This window comes from Roseomonas aerilata DSM 19363 (assembly GCF_000711725.1).
GTDB lineage: Bacteria > Pseudomonadota > Alphaproteobacteria > Acetobacterales > Acetobacteraceae > Roseomonas > Roseomonas aerilata.
The window spans coordinates 96,562-118,250 of record NZ_JONP01000009.1 but is presented as its reverse complement, the minus strand read 5'-3'; the positions used below and the strand labels follow the sequence as shown (position 1 = coordinate 118,250).

The window sequence follows — 21,689 nt, the reverse complement described above, 5'->3', positions numbered from 1 at the left end:
TCGGTCCAGTTTGCGCGGCCATGACCTTCCCCGCCCCCCACCCGGCCTCCTTTCCCGAGGCCGCGCCCGAACCCCTCGGTTTCGACCCCGCGAAGCTCGCCGACGCCGTCGCCTTCGCCAGAGGCCACGAGACGCCCTTCCCGCGCGACCTCCTCGCCCATCTGGAGGGCGGCCATTTCGAGCCGGCGCCCGACAACGAGGTGCTCGGCCCCGTCCAGTCCCGCGGCGCGCCCAACGGGCTGATCCTGCGCGACGGCTTGGTGGCGGCGCGCTGGGGCGACACCCGCCAGGCCGACATGACCTTCTCGGTCGCCAAGTCCTGCCTCTCCGTCCTCGCGGGCATCGCCCACGGCGACGGGCTGATCCCCGACCTCGACGCCCGCGTGTCGGAGAGCGTGGACGACCCCGCCTTCGACGGGCCCCGCAACGGCGCCATCACCTGGCGGATGCTGCTGCAGCAGACGAGCGAGTGGGAGGGTACCCTTTTCGGCAAGGCGGACCAGATCGACCGCGGCCGCGACCTCGCGAGCGAGGGGAAGAAGCCGAAGGGCTGGCCGCGTCCCCTCGCCGCCCCCGGGCAACACTGGGAATACAACGACGTCCGCGTGAATGTCCTCTCCCTCGCGCTTCTCCGCACCTTCGGCCGTGCGCTGCCGGAGATCTGGCTGGAACGGGTGATGGAGCCGATCGGCGCCTCCCCGGACTGGCGCTGGGAGGGATACCGCACCTCCACCGTCGATATCGGCGGCGAGCCGGTCGTCTCCGTGCCAGGCGGCGGGCACTGGGGCGGCGGCATCGTCACCCATGCGGAGGACCAGGCGCGGCTCGGCCTGCTGATGCTGAACGACGGCCTCTGGAACGGCCGCCGCATCCTGCCGGAGGGCTGGGTCGCCGCCTCCGGCGAGCCGGTGGCGCTGCACCCCGATTACGGGCTGCTCTGGTGGCTCAACCGGACCGGCCGCTTCTCCAACGCCGACCGCGCCAGCCTCTTCGCCGTCGGCGCGGGTGGGAACACGATCTGGATCGAGCCCGCCACCCGCCTTGTCGCCGTCTTCCGCTGGCTCCACCCCGAGGCGCTGGCGGGAATGATCGCCCGCGTCTCCGCCGCCCGCACGAAGTAGTCCCATGCACGCCGAGATCCACGCCGAGACCCTTACCCTCGACACCCATGTCGACATCCCCTGGCCGGAGATGATCGATCCGCGCGGGACGACCCGACGGAACGTCGATTTTGAGCGGATGAAGGCCGGCGGGCTGAAGGCGGTGGTCTTCATCGCCTATACGCCCCAGGGCCCGCGCACGCCGGAGGACCACGCCGAGGCCGGTGCCCGCGCCGAGGCCATGCTCCGCCACATCCGCGACACCGCCCATGGCGAGGGCCGCCGCATCGTCACGCGCGTGGCGGAGCTGGAGGCCGCGCACGCCCTCGGGGCCACCGCCGTGCTGCTGGCGGTCGAGAACGGCAATGCCATGGGCCACGATCTCTCCCGCCTCGCGCTCTGGCGCGGGCTCGGGGCGATCTACCTCACGCTCACGCATGACGGGCACAACGACCTCGCCGACGCCGCCCGCCCGCGCCACGGACGGCCGGAGCCGGCGACGCTGCACGGCGGCCTCTCCCCTCTCGGCCGCCAGGCGGTGGAGGAGATGAACCGGCTGGGGATGCTCGTGGACGTCTCCCACGCCTCCCGCGATTCGATGATGCAGGCGGTGGAGTGCTCGCGCGCGCCCATCGTCGCCACCCATGCCTGCTGCGCCGCGCTTCGCGCCCATCCTCGGAACCTCGACGACGGGCAGCTCGACGCGCTCCGGGATTCAGGCGGGCTGATCCAGATCACGGCCGTGCCCGCCTTCCTCCGCGACCCCGGCCCGGATGGGCGCTTCAGTGCGAGCGTGGAGGACATCGCCGACCACGTGGACCACGCCGTGCAACGGATCGGCCTCGACCATGTCGGCCTTTCCTCCGACTTCGACGGCGGCGGCGGGGTCAAGGGCTGGATGCACGCGGGCGAGACGGGCGGCCTGACCGAGGCGTTGCACCGCCGCGGCTACGACCGTCACGCGATCGGCGCCCTCTGGGCCGGCAACTTCCTCCGCGTCTGGCGCCGTGCGGAAGAGGTCGCGGCGGAGGGGTTCTGACGCCTCAGCCCAGCGCGGGCTGCGAGGCGGGCACGATCCGCGCCAGCTCCGCCTGCAGCGCTTCCTGCGTGAGGGGCTTAGGCAGGTAGCCCGTCATGCCGGCGGCCCGGCAGGCGGCGATGTCAGTCTCCATCACGCCGGCCGTCAGCGCCACCACGGCCACCGTCCCGCCCTCCTCCGGAGGCAGGGCGCGCAGGCGGCGCGTGGCCTCCAGCCCATCCATCCCGGGCATCGCGAGGTCCATGAGCACGATGTCGAAGGGCTCGCCCTCCCGGGCGGCGCGGGCCACCGCCGCCAGCGCCCCCTCCCCGCCCTCGGCCAGTTCCGCACGGTGCCCGGCCCGCTCCAGCAGGGCGCCGGCGACCAGCCGGTTCGTCTGCACGTCGTCCACCACCAGCACCCGCAGTGAACGCGGCGCGGGCGCGGCGGCTTCGGCAGCGGGCGCAAGCTCGGGAACCTCGCCGGCTTCGAGCGGCAGCTCCACCCAGAAGCAGGCGCCGGTCTTGCCCTGGGCAGCCGCCTCCGGGTTGTCCTCCACCCCGATCCGGCCGCTCATCGCCCTGACAATCCCCTGGGCGATCGCGAGGCCCAGGCCGAAGCCCTCGCGGCGCGGCGTTCCGGTCGGGTGCTCGAGGCGGACGAAATCGTCGAAGACCTTCGCGCGCTGGCTGGCGGGGACCCCGGGTCCTTGGTCCAGGACCTCGAGGCGAAGCCGCGGGGGTCCCGCGCTCTCCGCCGTGCGCCAACTCCGCAACCGGACGAGCCCCCCTTCGGGCGAGAACTTCACGGCATTGGAGAGAAGGTTCAGCACGAGCTGGCGGACCCGCATCGGGTCTAGCAGGACCGCTTCGGGCAGCGAGGCGTCGTGCTCGGTGGCCACGGCGGTTCCTGCGGCGGAAGCGCCAGGGCGGATCAGCGCCGCGCAGGCCTCCAGCAGCGGCACGAGGACGACCGGCATGCACCGAAGGGGCATTCGCCCGGCCTCGACATGGGCGAGGTCCAGCACGTCGTTCGCGACATCCAGCAGGTGGCGTCCCGCGGCCTCGAGCATGGCGGCGCGATCGCGGTGGGCCGGCGGCAGCGCCGGGTCGCTCGCCAGCGCCTGGGCCATGCCGAGCACCCCGTTCAGCGGCGTGCGCAGCTCGTGGCTCATCCGCGCGAGGAAGCGCGACTTCGCCGCCCCTGCCGCCGCGGCCTCGTCGCGCGCCGCCGCGAGATCGGCGGCCGCGCGCTTCTGCTGCGTGATGTCCGTCCGGATGCCGACCGACCCGCTGCCCGGCACGCGCCGCTCCGTCACCAGGATCCATCGCCCGTCCGGCAGCAGCCGCTCGACGGGAGCGGTGTTCCAGGCGCGGCGGTAGTGCTGCATCGCCTCGGCCACGAAGCCCGCCTTATCGGGGCCGGCCTGCGGGTACTGGCCGTGATGAGCGCCGTAGAGCATGATCTCGGTCATCGTGGCGCCGGGGCGGATGGCCGGGGCGCTCTCGCGGTAGAAGTCGCGGTAGCGCTGGTTGCAGACGATCAGCCGGTCCTCCTCGTCCCACATGACGAAGCCGTCCGACATGGCCTCGATCGAGGATTCCAGCAGCTCCCGCCCGCGGGCGCGTTCGGCCTCCGCCCGGTCCCGCTCCCGGAGCATCGCGAGCAGCAGCCCCGTGATCACGACGATGAGGGCCGCAAGGCCTCCGGCCGCGAGCAGGATGCGTCCCTCGTTCTCCTGCCATCCGGCCAGCGCCGGGCCCGTATCCTGCACCGCCACGACATTGATGGCGGGATAGAGGGTGCGACGCAGGCCAATGACGCGGCCGGGCTCCACGCCCTCGGCCAGGGCGCGGGCCAGCGCGCGGCCGATCCGGGCCTCGTCGTGCGGGGCGCTGGCCAGCAGCACGCGGTCGTCGGCGCGCACGAGCAGGATGCGCTGACCTTCCAACTCGCCCCAGGCCCCGCGGCCCGCGAGACCGGCGGCAACGACGGAGACCGGCAGCTCCGCCACGGCCAGCAGCGGCGGCAGGCCCGGCAGTGCGACCCGGCGCGAGAGAAACAGCGCCCATTCCCCGGTCGCCGGGTTGGGGACGGGGCCGGCGATGTTCAGCCGCCCCCCGGCGCCCGCCGCCGTGTTCCCCGGGGGCAGCAGCGCCGCGTGCGGCAAGGGTGGAGGCCGCCTACGGGAGACCGGCAGCGCCGAGGCGAGCGGCGCGCCCCCCTCCGCCGGCAGCAGCGTGAGGTCACGCAGCCCGGCGCTGCTCTCCACCAGCCCCATCAGCACGCGCGATAGGGTGCCGGCGCGCAGGGCGGCTTCGGGCTCCGTCCCGCCACCACTGCCGACGCCTGGGCCGGGCAGGGCGGCGGCGAGCAGGTTCGGCAGCCCCGCGAGCGCGCTGTCCGCCGCGAGGAAGCCGCGATTGACGGCGGTTGCCGCGCCTTCGGCCGCGGCATTCGCCGCGGCCCGCGCATCGGCGAGCGCGGTGGCGCGCCCGCGCTGGACGATCTGCCAGGTTGTTTCAGCCTCGATTCCGAGCAGCGCGAGCGCGGCCAGGAGGATCGCCCCGCCGCTCGACGGTAGTCGGAGAGGCCAGGCCCGGCGCGGCCTGCCACTCGCCGCCGCGGCCACTCCTTCGGGACGGGAGCCTGACACGGGTGCCGCCACCGTCAGCGCCCCGCCGGCGCCGCAATGCCCAGGGCGTTGCCGACCTGCGCGTTCCAGGTCTCAGCGCAGCCTGGGCCGCAGCGATCGGCCCAGCGGGGCATGATGACCTCCTTGACCAGGCGGCGCCGGATGGCGTCGTCCTCGGGCGTGACGGGAACGAGGGTCATGCGGCCCCTGGCGCGCGGGCCGGAGGGCGAGGCCATCAGCTCGGCGGGGCAGTCGGGGCGGCCGGTGTTGCAGGACAGGCCAAGCCCGGTCTCGGCGTCGGCCGCCTCCCAGATCCTCGCCTCGAGGGCGGAAAGCTCGCTCCGCAGCACCTCCCGCACGGCTGGGGGCAGGGCCGCCCAGGCCGCCCGGTTCGCCCCGAAGATCGAGACGCCCCAGCCGAGCGCCATGGCATGGACGTGGGTCGTGACCTCGTTGAGGCCGATCTGCCAGCCGGACAGGGTGCCGGTGATGGCGCATTCCACGACGCCCATCCGCACTGAGGAGACAGTCTCGGCGAAGGTGGTCAGGACCGGGACGCCGCCAAGGCCGGTGACCCATTCGGAGATCGCCGCCGAGGGCGTGCGGACGCGCCGCCCGCGCAGGTCCATCATCCCCGCGAGCGGCCGGTTACAGAAGAGGACCTGCGCTGGGTAGACATAGACGCCCAGAAGCTCCGTCTCGTGCCTTTCTCGCAATGTCTCTTCCAGCCAGGACCTCTTGGCCGCGATGATGCGCTGCAGCGTCTCCATGTCCGGGGCGATCCCGGGCAGATCCACCGAGGCCAGCTCCGGCTCCTCGGCCGCGACGACCGGGAGGAGCGCGGTACCGAAGGGGGTGACGCCCAGGCGGAGCAGGCGCAGCGCCTCGGGGCCGCGGATGCCGCTGCGGTCAACGGGGGCAATGTCGGCCGTGACGCGGCCGCCCGTCACCTCGGGCAGGCGCCGGGTCCAGAAGGGCTCCTGCAACCGCGTGTACTGGCTCACGCCGTCCAGCCCGCCCACGACCTGCAGTCGGATCGGCGCGTCCGCCGACGGCCCCGCGATGGCGGCAGGAGGCGTCTGGGCGAGGAGGGACGGAGGAATTGCGAGGAGAAGCGCGGCCGGAAGAAGCGCCCGCGCGAGCAGCGAGGGGGCCGGCCGGCGCGGCATGAGGCCGCGCCAGGCCGTCCGCATCGCATCCCAGGGCAAGCGCATGTTGACCGCTCCCTCGCCGGGCTCCCCACAGCCCTCGACACCCGGCGATCACGAAGAGAGGAGTACAGTCACCGGGGAGCACGAACAACCCTGGCGCGCGCCTGTCGTCCCTTCCGCAACATTATCTCGCCTCGCGTGTCACTCCAGCCGGATGCCCGCGGCCTGGACGAGCTGCCCGAGCCGGTCCGCGTCGCGCCGGACGAGCGCCGCCGCCTCGGCCGCCGTCCCACCGCCGGGGATGTACCCGCTCTCCACGAGCCGCCGGTTGATCGAGGGATCGGCGATCGTGCGCCCGAGCGCCCCCTCCCAGCGGCGCACCACCTCCGCCGGCAGCCCTGCCGGGCCGAGGACCATGTACCAGACGGACATGTCGTAGCCGGCGATACCCGCTTCCTGCACGGTCGGGACATCCGGCAGGGAGGTTGCGCGCTCGGGTAGCGTTGTCGCGAGCGCCCGCATCCGCCCGGCGCGGATATGCGGCAGGTAGGTGGCGAGAGTGTCGATGTTGACGTCCACATCCCCGGCCAGCAGCGCGGTGACGGACTGGCCCGTGCCGCGGTAGGGCACATGGGTCATCCGCAGCCCCATGCGCTGCGCGAGCAGCTCGCTCGCCAGGTGCTGCTGGCTGCCGACGCCGGACGTGCCGTAGTTCAGCCCGTCCGGCTTCTCGCGGGCGAGGGAAGCGAGGTCCGGGACGGCCCGCGCCGGGCTCTCGGCCCGCACGACCACCACGAGCGGCAGGGTGCCGACGAGCATGATCGGCGTGAAGTCGCGCAGCTGGTCGTAGGGCGGCGGCCGCATCATCGGCGCGACGGTGCACTGGGTGCTCACCGTGCCGGTCACCAGCGTGTAGCCATCCGGCCGTGCGCGCGCCGCGGCGGCCGCCGCGAGGGTGCCGCTCGCGCCCGGGCGGTTCTCCACGGTGACGGGCTGGCCGAGCTCCTCCTGCAGGCGCGGACTGAGCATCCGGGCGACGATGTCCGTCCCCCCGCCGGGCGCGAAGCCGACGAGCATGGTGATCGGCCGTGTCGGATAGGTCTCCTGCGCTGCCGCCGCGAAGGGAAGCGCGGACAGGCCGCCGATGAGGGTGCGCCGCTGGACCATTCTTTTCCTCCCAACTGTTTGGGGCAGCAGAACAGGCCGAGGCGTGCCCGTCCAGCGCCGTCAGTCATCCATGGCCGTGGCGGGGCCGGTTTTCCGATTGTGACCGGCGGCCGGACGCCGTGCTCATCATAGGTTGTGGAGGCGGCCGGCGCTCTCCGCATGCTCAGGCGATGCGAAAGAAGATCAGGCCCCACAGGGTCCACGACGAACCGCGGCGCGACCTGCACATAGCGGTCGAGCGGCGGCGTTTCCCGCCCCTGCCCTGGCTCTGGACCATCCGCAGCGGCGAAGAAGCCCTGGCCGTCTCCGACAGCGGCTTCGCTGGGGCCGAGGAGGCCTGGGAGGCCGCGCGGCGGGAGCTTCTTCGCTGGAACGCGGCGCGGCCGGGCTTGCCACTGGTGCGCCCCCGCCGGGCCTGAAGCGCGCCGCGCCCCCGCCCACACGCGCGTGGGCAGCGCTTGCTCCGTCAACAGGTCACGAGAGAGGGCGGCATGGTAAAGCCGGACAGTATCTCCTGCGAGGAGGCCTTCCTCCGCGCGCGGGCGCAGAAAACGAGGATCGCCCTTCAGCGCGCGATGATCCTCAGCCTTTCCGAACTGGGAATGACCGAATTGCTGCCGCCGGCCCGCCGCCTCCTCGCGCGCCTCCAGGTGACGGACCGGCTGATCGTCGAGCAGCTGCGCCACGCGGTTGAGGCGAGGCGCGCCGCGTCGCCGTCGGTCGAGGGGTAGGGGCGCAGCCGGCCATCCTGTCGGCGGGAGGTGCCTCCACGCGGACCCGGCTTGCCGGGAGGAAAGGTCTACGGGCGGCTAGAAAAAGAGAACAGCTGCCGTGCAGCGCAACATGACCACACCCTTGTCACACCTTTGCCCGATTATCCGGGGATAGGCACCCTGCTTCGGGCAAGGCGGCACCTCGCCGCCACGCCAGGGATGAACCCCATCCCTACCGCCCGGTGAAGGGGTTGCTGCTCTTGCTGTGTTCGTCACTTCCGCTGAACGCGCCTGCCGAGGCCCCTCAGCAGTCACTGATCCTGATGCTGGACGGTACGGCAAACCGGCCCCATGACGGGCACGGCGCGCCGCGTCGCCGATCGGTAGCGCGGCGGGCGGCGGACATTGCGGCGGCGATCGCGCTGCTGGCCATCACCTTCCCGCTGATGGCGCTCGCTGCCCTGGCCGTCCGGATCGAGAGCCCCGGGCCGGTCTTCCTGCGCGAGGCGCATCTCGGCGAGGGCGGTCGCGTGTTCACCCTGCTGACCTTCCGCTGCGTGCGCTGGAGCAGCGCCCTTGAGCAACCGGTGCCGACGCAGGTCGGCCGCTTGCTCCAGCGGCCGCGGATTGACCAGCTTCCGGTGCTGTTCAACCTCCTGCGGGGCGAGATGACGCTCATTGGTCCCCCTCCGGCCCGGCTGAGCGGGAGCGGGCCGCGCGCTGTGGTGCCCGCCGCCACGCCGGGGCTGAGCGGCTGGGCCTCGCTGTCCTAGCGCCCGCCGGCACCAGTCAGGGCAGGAGCCAGAACAGGATCTTCCCGAGCAGCCACCAGAGGACGCCCGAGGTGAGCAGGACGAGCACGGCCGCAACCGGCCAGGGCAGGCGGTTGCGGCGCCGTCGCAGGGGATCCGCGTCGAGCGGCATCATGGCGCCGCACGCGGTGCATGCCAGGCTGCGGACCCGCTGCGGTCGGGGCTGGCGGTCACGGCGTCTCCAGCTTCCGCTTCGCCCGGCGCAGCAGCCAGCCCCAGACGCCCGGGGCCTTGCCGATTGCGTCCCGCAGCGCGCGCAGCTCCGCCTCGGCGCGCGATTTCGCGACGGTAGCCTCCACCGCCTGCCCGCGCGCGACCTGCCGGCCCTCCTCCAGCTCCGCGAGGCGGCGCGCGAGGAAAGCGTCGGTTCCCCTCTCCTCCACCTCCCGTAACCGGGCGCGGGCCTCCTCCAGCTCGCGCCGGAGCTGGACGAGCTCGGCCTTCGGGTCCGAGCGGTGACGCGATGCCCGCGCGGGCTTGGGAGGACGGCGCCTCATGAATTTCGCTCCTGCAGACGCGGACCGGTCGCGCCGCGCCCCATTCCTGCCAGCGTGGCGGGGCGGCCGCGCGGCGGAGAGGCGGCCGGTTTTGGCCGCCGCCCCTAACTCGCAGGGCGCGCAGCGGGAGTCACCCCGTGAAGCCCACTTCACGGGCGGGACACGGGGAAGTTGTGTCGCCGGTGCCGCTCAGCCGGACAGCTCCGCCCGCACAGCGCTCGGAACCGCGGCCCGCCTCTGGCAGAGAGCCCCTGCGGATGCACGCGGACACGGCGACACCTCCCGGCAGCCGGTTCAAGCCATCCAGCACTCATTACTTTCCCCGGGTTGCCCTGAATTCAACGCAGCGCGGGGCAGCTTGCCGCACCAAAATCAGGGGCGCGCAAGATCCGTGCCTTCGCCGGAGACCAGTGTTTTCGGGGCTTCCGCGAGCAGTTCCGTCTTCCGCGGGCGGGGAATGTAAAACTCTCCGACCCGCCGGCACTCAGCGGGCGGCGGCGTCGTACATCATGCGGACCATGCCGTCGGTCGCGCAGTTGGAGGGATCCGAACGAAGCTCGGCTTCCGCGAGGCGCCTGAATTCCGCGCGCTCGGCCGCCGTAACGCGCAGACCCTGCTCCTGGGCGGTGACCGTGGCGTCGATCTTCGTCGTGGGCGCGGCGTTGGTCCAGCCGCAGACCCGCGGCGCCATCTGCATCTGGTAGAACATGCCCATCGCCTCCTTCTGCGCCTGCGCGGCATGGCCGGCGAGCAGGACGGGCGTGAGGCAGGCGGCGAGCACGAGCTTCTTCATGGCGGACATTCCCCTGGAGCCGCGAGGATCGAGGCCGTCCGGTGCCTATACGGGGGCGCCCATGAACGATGCGTGTAGCAGGCCGGTTCTTCGCCGATGCGCACGGGGTTCCGGCAGGCGGGGCCCTTACTGCAGGGCGCCCCATCGCGGCACGGCGGGCTCCGCGGCCGCCCACTTCCAGCCCTCGCCTTGCCGGCAGGCGGTGGTGACGAACCACCCACCCTCCGACACGCTGAACAGCGCCTCCCGGCAGGTCGAGAGAGGGCTGGTCATCTCACGCAGCAGGCGCACCTCGCCCTCGTCGTTGCCGAAGGGGATGTCGTGCCGGATGCGCCAGGGCCGCACCTCGCCGGGCGCGAGGCTTCCGATGACCTCGGCGACCGCGTCCTGCTCGCCCCTCGCCCGCGCACGCACGGCCCAATCGAGGCCCGCCTGGACACCGGCTCGCGTGCCGACGGCGATGGCGAAGCCGGCCGCCGGATTGCTCGTGACCGTGCCGGCGGCAATGCCGGCCGCGGCCCCCGTCAGGTCCGCCGCCAGGCCGCAGCCGGCGAGCGGCATCAGCAGGAGCAGCGCGAGGCCGCGCCTCATTGCAGGCTGCCCCAGCGCTCCGTCGCCGGTTCGGCGGAGGCCCAGCGCCAGGCTGCCCCGTCCCGGCAGACATAGGCGGTGTAGAAGCCGCGCCGCGGCGCCTCCTCGGGCCGGGTCGTCGCATCGACGGAGAAGATGATCTCCTTGCAGTGGATCGGCCCCGCCTCGATCACGCGCACGACCGTCACCTGGCCGCGCTCGTCCGGCTCGATCGGCACGTCATGGGTGACGGACCAGGCCGCCACCCCGCCGACCGGGAGCGGACCGGCGGCACCGGCCACGCTGTCCTGCGCGGCGGCATGGGCGCGGCGCTGGGCATAGTGCAGCCCCGCCCGCGCCCCGGCCTGCACGCCGAGACCGATTCCCGTCGTGGCGGTGGCTCCGGCGCCGACGGCATTCGCGAGGCCGGCACCGGTAAGCCCCGCCACGGCCGCGCTGCCCTCGGTCAGCAGCTCGGAACAGGCGGGCAGCGCCAGGCCGGCCAGGAGGAGCGGCGCGAGGGCCGGACGGAAGCGGGGCGTTCGGCGCTGCGGCATCGTTTCTCCCAACCGAGGACATGCAGCCCGGTCAGGCCCATCATGCCGCAGCTCCGGGGCACGCCCCAGCCCTGCCACAGGTTCAAACGGTGCCGATACTATTGCGCCGACGCTCGAAAGGCTTGCGGGCTTGCTTCAGCTCGGAGAGAGACCTGCGTCCGGACGTCGCCCGCGCGTGGCCGTTGCGAGACAGAAGGGATAGAATTCGTGGCGAAGATGGAAGCCTGGCTTCCAAGTGAGGATGGTGGGCGCAGTAGGGCTCGAACCTACGACCCGCTGATTAAGAGTCAGCTGCTCTACCAACTGAGCTATGCGCCCACACCACCGTCCCAGGCCTTCCGGCTTCGGGGCTCCGGAGCGGCGCGTTCCGCATCGCCCGGGCGGCGCCTTCTACCCCATCCGCCCGGCAGGTCAACCCTTAAAGCAGCCCCTTTTCCGAGGAGGAGGCGAACTCCGCGTCGCGATGGACATAGGCACTGCCGAGCAACCCGAAGCCGAGCATGACCGTGATCATCGCCGAGCCGCCATGGCTGATCAGCGGCAGCGGCACACCGCCGACGGGGATACTGCCCGTGACCATCGCGATGTTGACGAAGACGTAGAGGAAGAAATTCACCCCAAGGCCGAGCGCAAGCAGCCGGCCGAACTGGTGCTGGCAGCGCAGCGCCGTCAGCATCGCAAAGGCGATCACGAGCGCCAGCAGTCCGAGGGTGCCGAGGGCGCCGACGAGGCCGAATTCCTCGGCGATCATCGTGAAGATGAAGTCGGTCTGTTTCTCCGGCAGGAAGTTGAGATGGCCCTGCGTGCCCTGCATGAACCCCTTCCCCCACATCCCGCCGGAACCGAGGGCGATCTTGCTCTGGATGATGTTGTAGCCCGCGCCCAACGGATCGCTCTCGGGGTCGAGGAAGGTGGTGATGCGCGCGCGCTGGTAGTCGTGCAGCCGCTCATAGGCGATCGGCGCCGCGAAGGCCGCGCCGGCGAGGAGGATGGCGAACTTCCACCACCGCACCCCCGCCGCCCAGAACATGGCCGCGCCGATCATCCCCGTGATCAGCGCCGTGCCGAGGTTGGGCTGCTTCAGGATGAGCGCCATCGGCACCGCCACGGCGAAGGCGGGCGGCAGGAGGAAGAGGGGGTTGCCCATCCGCTCCCAGGGGGCGCGGCGGAACCAGGAAGCGAGGGCGAGGACGAGGGCGATCTTCATCAGCTCGGAGGGCTGGAGCTGGAGCGGGCCGAGCTCGATCCAGCGCTGCGCCCCCTTGCCCACATTGCCGTGCAGCAGCACCAGCACGAGCAGCCCGGCCGTCACCGCATAGGCAGGCCAGGCAAGGCGCGCGATGACCCGGATGTCCACGAGGCAAAGCGAGAGCATCAGGACAAGGCCGAAGCCGAAGCGGAGCGCGTGGCGGGAGGCGTAGGCCTCCGCCGAGCCGCCACCCGCCGAAAGCAGCGCGACATAGCCCACCCCGGCCAGCGCGCAGAGGAGGAGGACGAAGAGCCAGGGAATGGCCGGGAACTTCTCGAGGATGCCGAAGTCGGGCCCGCGCATGAGGAGGCGCCGCTCGTAGGTCCCGTGCTCGCGGATCATGGGCGGGGGCCTCCCTGGGCCTGTGCCACCCGCCCGCCGGGCGCGCCCTCCCGGCGGAAGCGGGTGATGGTGTCGGCCATGATATCGCGCGCGATCGGGGCCGCGGCGCCGGAGCCACTGGTGCCGTGCTCCACCACCACGCAGACGGCGTAGCGCGGGGCCTCATGCGGCGCGAAGCCGACGAACAGCGCGTGCGGGCGCCATTCGCGGGGCAGGGATTCCACCCGGAAGCCCCGCTCCCGTGCCTCGCGGGAGACGCGGCGGACCTGGGTAGTGCCGGTCTTGCCCGCCATCTGCCCGAGGCCCGGCGGCAGCCGGCCGATGCGCGCGGTGCCGCCATCCTCGTTCACCACCGCCCACATGGCCTCGCGCACGAGGCGCAGATCGCGTTCGGGAATGCCGAGAGAAGGCCAATTCTCGGGATCGGCGCCCCGCGCGGGCCTGCCGCCGATGGTGCGCGTGAGATGCGGCTGCAGCGCCCGCCCGCTCGCCAGCCGCGCCGTCATGACCGCGAGAGACAGCGGCGTGAGCTGGTAGAAGCCCTGGCCGATGCCGTGCACGACGGTATCCCCGAGGTTCCAGGGCTTGCCCTGCGCCTGGCGCCAGGCGCGGGTAGGAACCAGGCCGCGGCGGGTGCCTGGCAGCTCGATCTCGAGATCCACGCCGAGGCCAAGACGGTTCGCCATGGCCGCGATCCGGTCGATGCCGGTCCGCTTCGCCATCTCGTAGAAGTAGACGTCGCAGGAGGCCTTGATGCCGCCCCTCATGTCCAGGCTGCCGTGGCCGTAGCGCGCGTGGCAGTGGAAGCGCGTGTCGCCGAGGTCGTAGTAGCCGGGGCAGGTCACGCGGTCGGTCGGGGTGCAGGCCCTCGCCTCCAGCGCGGCGAGGGCCACCACCATCTTGAAGGTGGAGCCGGGCGCGTAGAGGCCGTTGGTGGTCTTGTTGATCAGCGGGGTCTGCCGCCGGCTCGTCCAGTCCCGCCACTGGGCGGTGGAGACACCCGCGTTGAAGATGTTCGGGTCGAAGGAGGGCTGGGTGGCCATCGCCAGCACCTCGCCGTTGCGGCAGTCGAGCACGACCGCGCTCGTGCCCTCCTGGCAGCGGGCGCGGACGGTGCGCTGGAGTTCCGCATCGACGCTGATGCCGATGTCCTGACCGGGCTGGCCCTCCCGCCGGTCGAGTTCCCGGATCACGCGGCCGACCGCGTTCACCTCCAGCCGGATGGAGCCCGCCTGGCCTCGCAGCACCCTGTCGTGGAACCGCTCGACGCCTGCACGGCCGACGCGGATGCCCGGCAGCTCCAGCAGCGGGTCCTCGCCCATGTCCGCTTCGGCCGGCGGGGCGACGTAGCCCACCACATGGGCCATGTGCTCGCGCTCGGGGTATTCCCTGATGGTGCCGACATCGACGGAAATGCCCGGCAGGTCCGGCGCGTTCAGCTCGATCCGCGCCATCTCCTCCCAGGTGAGGAATTCCCGCACGGTCACGGGGATGAAGCGGCGGCGGCGGCGCACCTCGCGTTCGATCCGGCCGCGCTCCGCCTCGCTCAGTGGCACGATGCGGCCGAAGGTCTCGAGCACCGCAGGTACGTCGCGCGCCTCCTCCGCCACGATCAGGGCGCGCCAGTTAAGCTGTCCGCCGGCGACCACCCTTCCCTCCCGGTCCAGCACGCGGCCACGCGGCGGGGCGACGAGGCGGGCGGAGATGCGGTTCTCCTCGGCCAGCGTCGCGTAGCGCTCCCCCTCCTCCACCTGCAGCTTGCGAAGGCGCCAGCCGAGAAAGCCGAGGGCGCCGAACTGGATGCCGCCGACCACCAGGGCGCGCCGGATGAAGACGCCCCGGCGCACCTCCTCCTCCTTGCGGGCCTGGCTCACGCAGCCACCCTCATGCCAGGCTCTCGGCCCGCTGCAGGCCGCGGCGCAGGAGTGACATCAGGGATGCGAGGAGCGGGTAGAGGCCGGCGGTGAGCCCGAGCTGCACGGCCGCGGACCGCGGGGACGGCAGCGCCCAGCCGAGCACGGCCTGGAGCAGGTAGCCGAGCCCGACCGCAAGCACCGCGACGCCGAGATAGGCAATCCAGACAAGGAGGAGGGAGCGCGGCACGAGCGCCGGCCGCGCCCGGAGCGCCCCGGCATGGACCAGCAGCAGCGAGAGCACCCCGATGCCGAGTGGCGCGAAGCCGAGCAGGTCCTGCAGCAACCCCAGCACGAAGGCAGCGGCGGCGGGCATGTAGCCGGGACGGAAAAGGCTCCAGTAGAAAACACCCGCGAGAGCGACGGCCGGGACGAGGGAGGGCAGCCCCACCGGCGCCGCCGCGAGCACCATCGCGGCCGCCGTGGTCACGCCGGGCATCGCGGCGCGGGCGATGGCGTCGAGCTGCGCCAGGAGGCCGGGCGCCTCGGCGGGACGTCCCTTGATGGCCATGCCGCCGCTAATGCCCCCTCCGGGCAGGGTCGGGGCGGGCCACGGCCTCGGGCGGCAGGATACCGGCGAGGCCGAACTCGAAGATCCGTAGCAGGTCCAGCCGGTCGAGCTGCGCGAAGAGCTCCACCTCCGGCCAGCCGTTCTCGCCAATCCGCACGACGCCGACGGGCAGGCCGGCCGGGAAGGTCGCGGCCTCGGCCGAGGTGACCACGCGCTCCCCCTCCTGCGGCTGCATGCCCGAGGGCCAGTGCTGCAGCCGAGGGCGGGCGCCGTTGGTGCCGACCATCATCGCCCGCGCCCGGGATCCCTCGAGAACGACGGGGATCCGGCTGTTCATGTCGGTGACGAGCAGGATGCGGGCGGAACGCGCGCCGACCTCCGTCACCCGCCCCGCCAAGCCGCGCTCGTCCAGCGCCACCTGTCCCTTCTCCACCTGAAGGAAGGGGCCGGTCGCGATGAGCACGGCGCGGGCATAGGTGCCGCCGGCATCCGCGACGACGCGGGCGGTGCGGAACTTCGGCGCCGGGTCCGGCACGAAGAGGAGCTGGCGGCGCAGCATGGCGTTCTCCGCCTCCAGCGCGAGGGCGGCGGCCTGCCACTGGTGCAGGCGCTCGTTCTCCTCCCGCAGGCGCGCGGCCTCGCGGCGGAGGTCGAGCAGGGCCTCGGCCTCGAGAACCACGGAGCGGACCGCCAGGACTGGCCGGGAGGAGACGGCGTAGATGGGCGCCAGAAGGTCGGCCACGGCCATCCGGCCCCTCTCCACGAGGGCGGTATCGGCCTTGCCGAGAAGCATGGTGCCGAAGGCGGCGGCGATAAGCGCGGGAACGGAGAGGCGGGCGATGGCCTGGCGCAGCGGGACGCTCAGCCGGATCATCCTCGTTCCCCTCGACGTCAGTTCATCCAGGCCGGGATGAAGACGCCGCAAGCCGTTGCAGCTGCGAGATCAGGGCGTTACGGCCCCGCCCCCAGATCGGTGATGCATTAGTACATTGAGGACAGGACGTGGCGAAGCCGCTTCATGTCCTCCAGGGCCCGCCCCGTTCCGAGGGCCACGCAGGAGAGCGCCTCCTCCGCCACGATCACCGGCAGGCCGGTCTGCTCCCGCAGCGCGGCGTCCATCCCGTGCAGCAGGGCGCCGCCGCCGGTCAGGACGATGCCCTTGTCCACGATGTCGGCCGCGAGCTCGGGAGGCGTGTTCTCGAGCGCGACCTTCACCGCCTCCACGATCTGGGAGACGGGCTCGGCGAGGCATTCGGAGATCTGGCGGCGAGAGACATAGACCTCGCGCGGGACGCCGTTCATGAGGTCGCGGCCCTTCACCTCGCAGATCGGGCCCTCTTCCCCGTCCTCCGGGGCGATGGCGGCGCCGACCTCCATCTTGATCCGCTCGGCCGTGCTCTCTCCGATGAGGAGGTTGAACCCGCGGCGGACGTAGGAAATGATCGCCTCGTCCAGCTTGTCGCCGCCGACGCGCACGCTGCGGGCATAGACGATGCCGCCGAGGGAGATGATGGCCACCTCCGTCGTGCCGCCGCCGATATCCACGACCATGGAGCCAGAGGGCTCCGTCACCGGCAGCCCGGCGCCGATCGCGGCGGCCATCGGCTCCTCGATCAACAGCACCTTCCGCGCACCGGCCGACTCGGCGCTCTCCTGGATGGCGCGGCGCTCGACGGCGGTGGAGCCGGAGGGAACGCAGACGATGATCAGCGGCGAGGCGAAGGAGCGGCGGTTGTGCACCTTGCGGATGAAATGCTTGATCATCTCCTCCGCCACCTCGAAATCGGCAATCACGCCATCCCTTAGGGGCCGGATGGCCGAGATGTTCCCGGGCGTGCGGCCAAGCATCATCTTCGCCTCCTCCCCCACCGCGAGGACCTGCTTGCGGCCGCGGAGATCGGCGATGGCCACGACGGAGGGTTCGTTCAGGACGATGCCCCGGCCCTTCACGTAGACGAGCGTGTTGGCCGTACCGAGGTCGATGGCCATGTCGGCGGAGAGGAAGCCGAACAGGCTTGAGAGCATGGGCGTCGGGCCTCGGCATGAACGGGACGAGCCCGGCGCGCCGGGCGTGGCGGTGACTAGCGGCACGGGGGCGCGCGCTCAAGTGCGAACCGCCAGCTGGGGCGGGAAGATGACGTTACGGAAACCGTACGCTCGGGCAGACGTTCCTAAGCCAGCGATCAACAACGCAAGGAACAAGCCCATGAGGAAGACCAGCCTCGCCCTTCTCGCCCTCGCCGGGCTGAGCCTCGGTGCCTGCGGCTACAGCACCGGCGACCGTGCGGTGTCGGGTGGCCTGCTTGGGGCCGGCGCCGGCGGCGTCATCGGCTCGCTCTCCGGCAACGCGGGCACCGGCGCGCTGATCGGCGGCGCGGCCGGTGCGGCGGGCGGTGCGCTGACCAGCGGCAACAACGTGAATCTCGGGCGCCCCGTCTGGCGCTGAGCCAGCCAGGACTCCCTGACGTAAGTCGAGCGGGGCGCCTCTTCGGGGGCGCCCCGTTTCTTTTCCTTCCGGCCCCTGCAAACGATTGGGCTTGCACAGAGAAGGAACGAGGTTTTCCATCGGCCTGGCGATGCCTCACACGCAGCGCGCCAGGGGTGGGAAACGAAGAGATGGCCATATTCACCTGCGAACCAGCGGGGCACGCGCCGGCATGCGGCTGCGGAACCGGGCGGCGCGGGCTGCTGCGCGGGGCGGCGGCACTGGGCGCGGCCTTGGGCTCGGGCCTCGCCTGGTCGGCCCTCTTGCCGACACCCGCCTTGGCGCAGGCCGCCGCGTCCAAGCCCCGCCGCATCGACGTCCATCACCACCTGACCCCGCCCCTCTACAAGGACGTGGCGCTGAGCCGCGTGGAGATGTCGCCGCCGGCCCGCGACTGGACGCCCGAGAAAACGGTGGCCGACATGGACGCCGCCGGGATCGACGTGGCCATGCTCTCGGTCAGCACGCCAGGCCTTGGCTTCGCGGAAGGCGAGGAGCGGCGGCGCCTGGCGCGCGTGTGCAACGAGTACGCGGCGGAGATGGCCCAGCGCCACCCCGGCCGCTTCGGCTCCTTCGCCGCCGTGCCACTGCCCGACGTGGACGGCGCGCTGGCGGAGGCGGTCTATGCCCTCGACACGCTGAAGGCGGACGGGCTGCTGCTTTTCACCAGCTACGGCAACACCTGGCTGGGCGACGAGAAGCTTCACCCCCTCTATGAGGAGTTGAACCGCCGCAAGGCGATCGTCGCCACGCACCCGCTCTCCCCGCAATGCTGCACGAACGTGGTGCCGCAGATCGCGGACACGGTGGTGGAGTTCGGGACGGACACGAGCCGCACCATCGCGAGCCTCATGTTCTCCGGCACGGCCGCGAAATATCCGGATATCCGCTTCATCTTCTCGCACGCGGGCGGCACGTTACCCTTCCTGATCGAGCGGCTGGACTTCCAGGCGCGCCCGCCGGCGCAATCGGCAAAGCTCTACGGCGGCGCGGTGCGGCCGGCGCTCGGGCATTTCCTTTACGACACGGCGCAGGCCGCGAACCCCGTCGCGCTCGGCGCCCTGCGGCAACTCGTTCCGACGAGCCAGATCGTGCTCGGTACCGACTTTCCCTACCGCACGAGTCCGGAGCAGGTTCAGGGGCTGGCCGGCTGCGGACTGGACCCGGCCACGCTGCGCGCCATCGAGTGCGGCAATGCCGAGGCTCTGATCCCCCGCCTGAAGGTCTGAGGCGCGGGCGGCCGCGCCGGAGGGCGCGGCCGTAACCGGTTCAGGCCGCCGGCGCCGCCATCTCCGCGGGCGCCGTGCGCTCGCGCTTCACCAGCAGCTTGTTCAGCGCGTGGACATAGGCGCGGGCGGAGGCGACGATCGTATCGGTATCCGCCCCCTGCCCGTCCACGAGCTTGCCCTTCTCCTCGAAGCGCACGGTGACGCGCGCCTGGGCGTCGGTGCCGCCCGTGACGGACTGGACGGCATAGAGCTTCAGCGCGACCTCGTGCGGATAGGCCGAGCGGATGGCGTTGAAGGTGGCGTCCACCGCGCCGTCACCCACCGCCGTGCCCTCGATCTCCTCGCCGTCGATCTCGAGCTTCAGCGTGGCCATGGGGCGGGTGTTCAGGCCGGAGGTGACGGTCAGCGCCGTCAGCTTCACGCGGTCGTTCTGGCGCACCACCTCGTCATCGACCAGGGCCGAGACGTCCTCGTCGTAGACGACCTTCTTGCGGTCCGCGAGGTCCTTGAAGCGGCGGAAGGCGTCGTTCAGCGCGTTGTCGCCGAGCTCGTAGCCCAGTGCCTTCAGCTTGTCGCGGAAGGCAGCGCGGCCGGAATGCTTGCCGAGCACGAGGGAGTTGGTGGTCCAGCCCACGCTCTCCGGCGTCATGATTTCGTAAGTGGAGGCGTCCTTCAGCACGCCGTCCTGATGGATGCCCGACTCATGCGCGAAGGCGTTGCGGCCGACGATGGCCTTGTTCGGCTGCACGTCGAAGCCGGTGATGGTCGCCAGCAGGCGGGAGGTGCGCAGAATGTTCGGCGTGTTGATGCCGGTGCGCCGCGCGATCGCGTTGCCGCGCGTGCGCAGCGCCATCGCGACCTCCTCGAGAGAGGCATTGCCCGCGCGCTCGCCGATCCCGTTGATTGTGCACTCCACCTGCCGCGCACCGGCCTGGATGGCGGCCAGCGTGTTGGCGACCGCGAGGCCGAGGTCATCGTGGTTGTGGGTGGAGAAGATCACGCCATCCGCCCCCGGCACGCGCTCGCGCAGCATGGAGAAGATGCGCGTCATGTCCTCGGGCAGGGCGTAGCCGACCGTGTCCGGCACGTTGATGGTGGTGGCGCCGGCCTTGATGGCGGCTTCCACGCAGCGGCAGAGGAAGTCCGGATCGGTGCGGCTGCCGTCCTCGGCGGACCACTCCACGTCATCCGTGTGGTTGCGGGCCAGCGTGACGCTGCGCACCACGGCGGCCAGCACCTCCTCGTTGGACATGCGCAGCTTGACGCGCATGTGCAGTTCGCTGGTGGAGATGAAGGTGTGGATGCGACCGCGGGCGGCGGGCTTGATGGCCTCGGCGGCACGCAGGATATCGCCGTCGGCCGAGCGCGACAGGCCGCAGATCACCGGGCCGTCCTTGGCGAAGCGGGTGGCGATGGAGTGGACGCTGTCGAAGTCGCCGGGGCTTGCGATGGGGAAGCCGGCCTCCAGCACGTCGGCGCCGAGTTCCGCCAGGCTTTCCGCCATCCGCAGCTTCTCCTCCAGGTTCATGGAGAAGCCGGGGGACTGCTCGCCGTCGCGCAGCGTGGTGTCGAAGATGATGACGCGGTCGTCGGCGATGTTGCCGAAGCTGGGGTGGTTCGCGGTCATGGGCCGCTCCTCTGATCTCTCGATGGAATGACATGCGGGCGCGTCGCCCGGGGTTCCCCCTGAGCGATGCGGGCCTTCAGCCGCGCGTCACGCCCAGGGGCGAGGAAGTCGAAGGAGAAGCGGAAGGAGGGCGAGGGCCGGACGCGCGGCAGCAACGGCCAGAAGGCCGGTGCGGGTAGGCGCGAAACGGGCGTGGGTCGCCTGCATGAGGGAGATGGTAACTTCCGGGGGCGACCGAAGCAAGCTTGAAAGGGTGCCCCCTCCCCGTGAAGGAAGGGGGCCGAAGCCTCAGTTCTTCGTCTGGTCGACGAGCTGGTTCTTCTTGATCCAGGGCATCATGGCGCGCAGGCGCTCGCCCACCTGCTCGATCGGGTGCTCGGCGAGGCGGCGGCGGGTGGCCTTGAAGGAGGCCTGATTGACCTTGTTCTCCAGCATCCAGTCACGGGCGAACTTGCCGCTCTGGATGTCGTCCAGCACGCGCTTCATCTCCGCCTTCGTCTCGCTCGTCACGATGCGCGGGCCGGTGACGTACTCGCCGTACTCTGCGGTGTTGGAGATGGAGTAGTTCATGTTGGCGATGCCGCCCTCGTAGATGAGGTCGACGATCAGCTTCACCTCGTGCAGGCACTCGAAATAGGCCATCTCGGGGGCGTAGCCGGCCTCGGTCAGCGTCTCGAAGCCCGCCTTGATCAGCTCCACGAGGCCGCCGCAGAGAACCGCCTGCTCGCCGAAGAGGTCCGTCTCGCACTCCTCCTTGAAGGTCGTCTCGATGACGCCCGAGCGGCCGCCGCCGATGGCGGAGGCGTAGGAGAGCGCGATCTCGAGCGCGTTGCCGGAGGGGTTCTGGTGAACGGCCACGAGGCAGGGCACGCCGCCGCCCTTCTGGTACTCGCCGCGCACGGTGTGGCCGGGGCCTTTCGGGGCGATCATGAACACGTCGATGTCGGGGCGCGGGTCGAGCAGGTTGAAGTGCACGTTCAGGCCGTGCGCGAAGGCCAGCGCCGCGCCTTCCTTCAGGTTCGCGTGCAGGTGCTCGCGGTAGAGGTCGCCCTGGCCCTCGTCGGGGGTCAGAACCATGACGACGTCGGCCCACTTCGCCGCATCGGCCGGGGACATGACGGTGAAGCCCGCGGCCTCGGCCTTCTTCGCGGAGGCGCCGGGGCGGAGGCCGATGACGACGTCCTTCACGCCGGAGTCACGCATGTTCATCGCGTGGGCATGGCCCTGGCTGCCGAACCCGATGACCGCGACCTTGCGGGCCTTGATCAGGTTCACGTCCGCGTCGCGGTCGTAGTAAACGCGCATAGTCACTCCTTGTGG

22 protein-coding genes and 1 tRNA gene are annotated in these 21,689 nt (G+C 71.6%); 7 read left to right on the top strand and 16 right to left on the bottom strand.

Annotation, left to right across the window (positions count from 1 at the left end; translation table 11 throughout):
• The first annotated feature begins 20 nt into the window (after nucleotides 1-20).
• Nucleotides 21-1,121, top strand: a complete 1,101-nt coding sequence (locus BO39_RS12575) for a serine hydrolase domain-containing protein (protein WP_043833879.1) — start codon at nucleotides 21-23, stop codon at nucleotides 1,119-1,121.
• Between the two features lie 4 nt (nucleotides 1,122-1,125).
• Nucleotides 1,126-2,139 (top strand): dipeptidase, encoded by a 1,014-nt coding sequence (locus BO39_RS12570; RefSeq protein WP_043833671.1) that lies wholly within the window; start codon nucleotides 1,126-1,128, stop codon nucleotides 2,137-2,139.
• 4 nt (nucleotides 2,140-2,143) lie between these two features.
• On the opposite strand, the gene BO39_RS29880 is transcribed toward BO39_RS12570, so the two are convergent.
• The 3 genes from BO39_RS29880 to BO39_RS12555 all read right to left on the bottom strand — a co-directional run bounded on the left by BO39_RS29880 (nucleotide 2,144) and on the right by BO39_RS12555 (nucleotide 7,071).
• Complete coding sequence (locus tag BO39_RS29880) at nucleotides 2,144-4,774, bottom strand: hybrid sensor histidine kinase/response regulator (protein ID WP_156963669.1); 2,631 nt, start codon at nucleotides 4,772-4,774, stop codon at nucleotides 2,144-2,146.
• A gap of 14 nt (nucleotides 4,775-4,788) precedes the next feature.
• Nucleotides 4,789-5,967: a TRAP transporter substrate-binding protein gene (locus BO39_RS12560; protein WP_052402011.1), complete on the bottom strand. Its 1,179-nt coding sequence runs from the start codon at nucleotides 5,965-5,967 to the stop codon at nucleotides 4,789-4,791.
• Between the two features lie 138 nt (nucleotides 5,968-6,105).
• Entirely contained in the window at nucleotides 6,106-7,071 is a 966-nt protein-coding gene (locus tag BO39_RS12555; RefSeq protein WP_043833668.1) for a Bug family tripartite tricarboxylate transporter substrate binding protein, read from the bottom strand.
• 170 nt (nucleotides 7,072-7,241) lie between these two features.
• On the opposite strand from BO39_RS12555, the gene BO39_RS12550 reads away from it, so the two are divergent.
• The 3 genes from BO39_RS12550 to BO39_RS12540 all read left to right on the top strand — a co-directional run bounded on the left by BO39_RS12550 (nucleotide 7,242) and on the right by BO39_RS12540 (nucleotide 8,557).
• Nucleotides 7,242-7,490: a hypothetical protein gene (locus tag BO39_RS12550; protein WP_043833666.1), complete on the top strand. Its 249-nt coding sequence runs from the start codon at nucleotides 7,242-7,244 to the stop codon at nucleotides 7,488-7,490.
• Between the two features lie 72 nt (nucleotides 7,491-7,562).
• Complete coding sequence (locus tag BO39_RS12545; RefSeq protein WP_043833664.1) at nucleotides 7,563-7,802, top strand: hypothetical protein; 240 nt, start codon at nucleotides 7,563-7,565, stop codon at nucleotides 7,800-7,802.
• A gap of 305 nt (nucleotides 7,803-8,107) precedes the next feature.
• Nucleotides 8,108-8,557: a sugar transferase gene (locus tag BO39_RS12540; protein ID WP_052402010.1), complete on the top strand. Its 450-nt coding sequence runs from the start codon at nucleotides 8,108-8,110 to the stop codon at nucleotides 8,555-8,557.
• A gap of 16 nt (nucleotides 8,558-8,573) precedes the next feature.
• Here BO39_RS12540 and BO39_RS32590 read toward each other — a convergent pair whose 3' ends face one another.
• The 11 genes from BO39_RS32590 to BO39_RS12490 form a co-directional block, all read right to left on the bottom strand.
• A complete protein-coding gene (locus tag BO39_RS32590) occupies nucleotides 8,574-8,711 on the bottom strand; it encodes a hypothetical protein (protein ID WP_156963668.1) in 138 nt (45 codons plus the stop codon).
• Between the two features lie 55 nt (nucleotides 8,712-8,766).
• Nucleotides 8,767-9,093: a hypothetical protein gene (locus tag BO39_RS12535; protein ID WP_043833661.1), complete on the bottom strand. Its 327-nt coding sequence runs from the start codon at nucleotides 9,091-9,093 to the stop codon at nucleotides 8,767-8,769.
• Between the two features lie 484 nt (nucleotides 9,094-9,577).
• A complete protein-coding gene (locus tag BO39_RS12530; protein ID WP_043833659.1) occupies nucleotides 9,578-9,886 on the bottom strand; it encodes a hypothetical protein in 309 nt (102 codons plus the stop codon).
• 126 nt (nucleotides 9,887-10,012) lie between these two features.
• Complete coding sequence (locus BO39_RS12525) at nucleotides 10,013-10,477, bottom strand: hypothetical protein (protein ID WP_043833656.1); 465 nt, start codon at nucleotides 10,475-10,477, stop codon at nucleotides 10,013-10,015.
• Nucleotides 10,474-11,013, bottom strand: coding sequence for a hypothetical protein (locus tag BO39_RS12520; RefSeq protein ID WP_043833654.1), 540 nt, complete (start codon nucleotides 11,011-11,013; stop codon nucleotides 10,474-10,476). Before BO39_RS12520 ends, BO39_RS12525 begins: the two co-directional genes overlap by 4 nt.
• 242 nt (nucleotides 11,014-11,255) lie before the next feature.
• Nucleotides 11,256-11,331: transfer RNA gene (locus BO39_RS12515), tRNA-Lys, on the bottom strand.
• A 100-nt stretch (nucleotides 11,332-11,431) separates the two neighbouring features.
• Nucleotides 11,432-12,604 (bottom strand): rod shape-determining protein RodA, encoded by a 1,173-nt coding sequence (gene rodA / locus BO39_RS12510; RefSeq protein WP_043833652.1) that lies wholly within the window; start codon nucleotides 12,602-12,604, stop codon nucleotides 11,432-11,434.
• Complete coding sequence (gene mrdA, locus BO39_RS12505; protein WP_043833649.1) at nucleotides 12,601-14,478, bottom strand: penicillin-binding protein 2; 1,878 nt, start codon at nucleotides 14,476-14,478, stop codon at nucleotides 12,601-12,603. Before mrdA ends, rodA begins: the two co-directional genes overlap by 4 nt.
• A gap of 10 nt (nucleotides 14,479-14,488) precedes the next feature.
• The gene (gene mreD / locus BO39_RS12500) at nucleotides 14,489-15,028 is read right to left on the bottom strand and encodes a rod shape-determining protein MreD (protein WP_043833647.1); all 540 of its coding nucleotides are present in this window, start codon (nucleotides 15,026-15,028) and stop codon (nucleotides 14,489-14,491) included.
• Between the two features lie 7 nt (nucleotides 15,029-15,035).
• On the bottom strand, nucleotides 15,036-15,902 hold the full coding sequence (gene mreC, locus BO39_RS12495; protein ID WP_043833645.1) for a rod shape-determining protein MreC: 867 nt from the start codon (nucleotides 15,900-15,902) through the stop codon (nucleotides 15,036-15,038).
• A 107-nt stretch (nucleotides 15,903-16,009) separates the two neighbouring features.
• Nucleotides 16,010-17,053, bottom strand: a complete 1,044-nt coding sequence (locus tag BO39_RS12490) for a rod shape-determining protein (protein WP_043833643.1) — start codon at nucleotides 17,051-17,053, stop codon at nucleotides 16,010-16,012.
• A 181-nt stretch (nucleotides 17,054-17,234) separates the two neighbouring features.
• Here BO39_RS12490 and BO39_RS12485 point away from each other — a divergent pair, with 181 nt between their 5' ends.
• Both BO39_RS12485 and BO39_RS12480 read left to right on the top strand, forming a co-directional pair.
• On the top strand, nucleotides 17,235-17,474 hold the full coding sequence (locus tag BO39_RS12485; RefSeq protein WP_043833641.1) for a YMGG-like glycine zipper-containing protein: 240 nt from the start codon (nucleotides 17,235-17,237) through the stop codon (nucleotides 17,472-17,474).
• A gap of 170 nt (nucleotides 17,475-17,644) precedes the next feature.
• Nucleotides 17,645-18,742 (top strand): amidohydrolase family protein, encoded by a 1,098-nt coding sequence (locus BO39_RS12480; RefSeq protein ID WP_043833639.1) that lies wholly within the window; start codon nucleotides 17,645-17,647, stop codon nucleotides 18,740-18,742.
• A gap of 40 nt (nucleotides 18,743-18,782) precedes the next feature.
• Here the strand turns inward: BO39_RS12480 and BO39_RS12475 are convergent, their stop codons facing one another.
• A complete protein-coding gene (locus tag BO39_RS12475; protein ID WP_043833637.1) occupies nucleotides 18,783-20,369 on the bottom strand; it encodes a 2-isopropylmalate synthase in 1,587 nt (528 codons plus the stop codon).
• Between the two features lie 288 nt (nucleotides 20,370-20,657).
• On the bottom strand, nucleotides 20,658-21,674 hold the full coding sequence (ilvC, locus tag BO39_RS12470) for a ketol-acid reductoisomerase (protein WP_043833634.1): 1,017 nt from the start codon (nucleotides 21,672-21,674) through the stop codon (nucleotides 20,658-20,660).
• Between the last annotated feature and the right edge of the window lie 15 nt (nucleotides 21,675-21,689).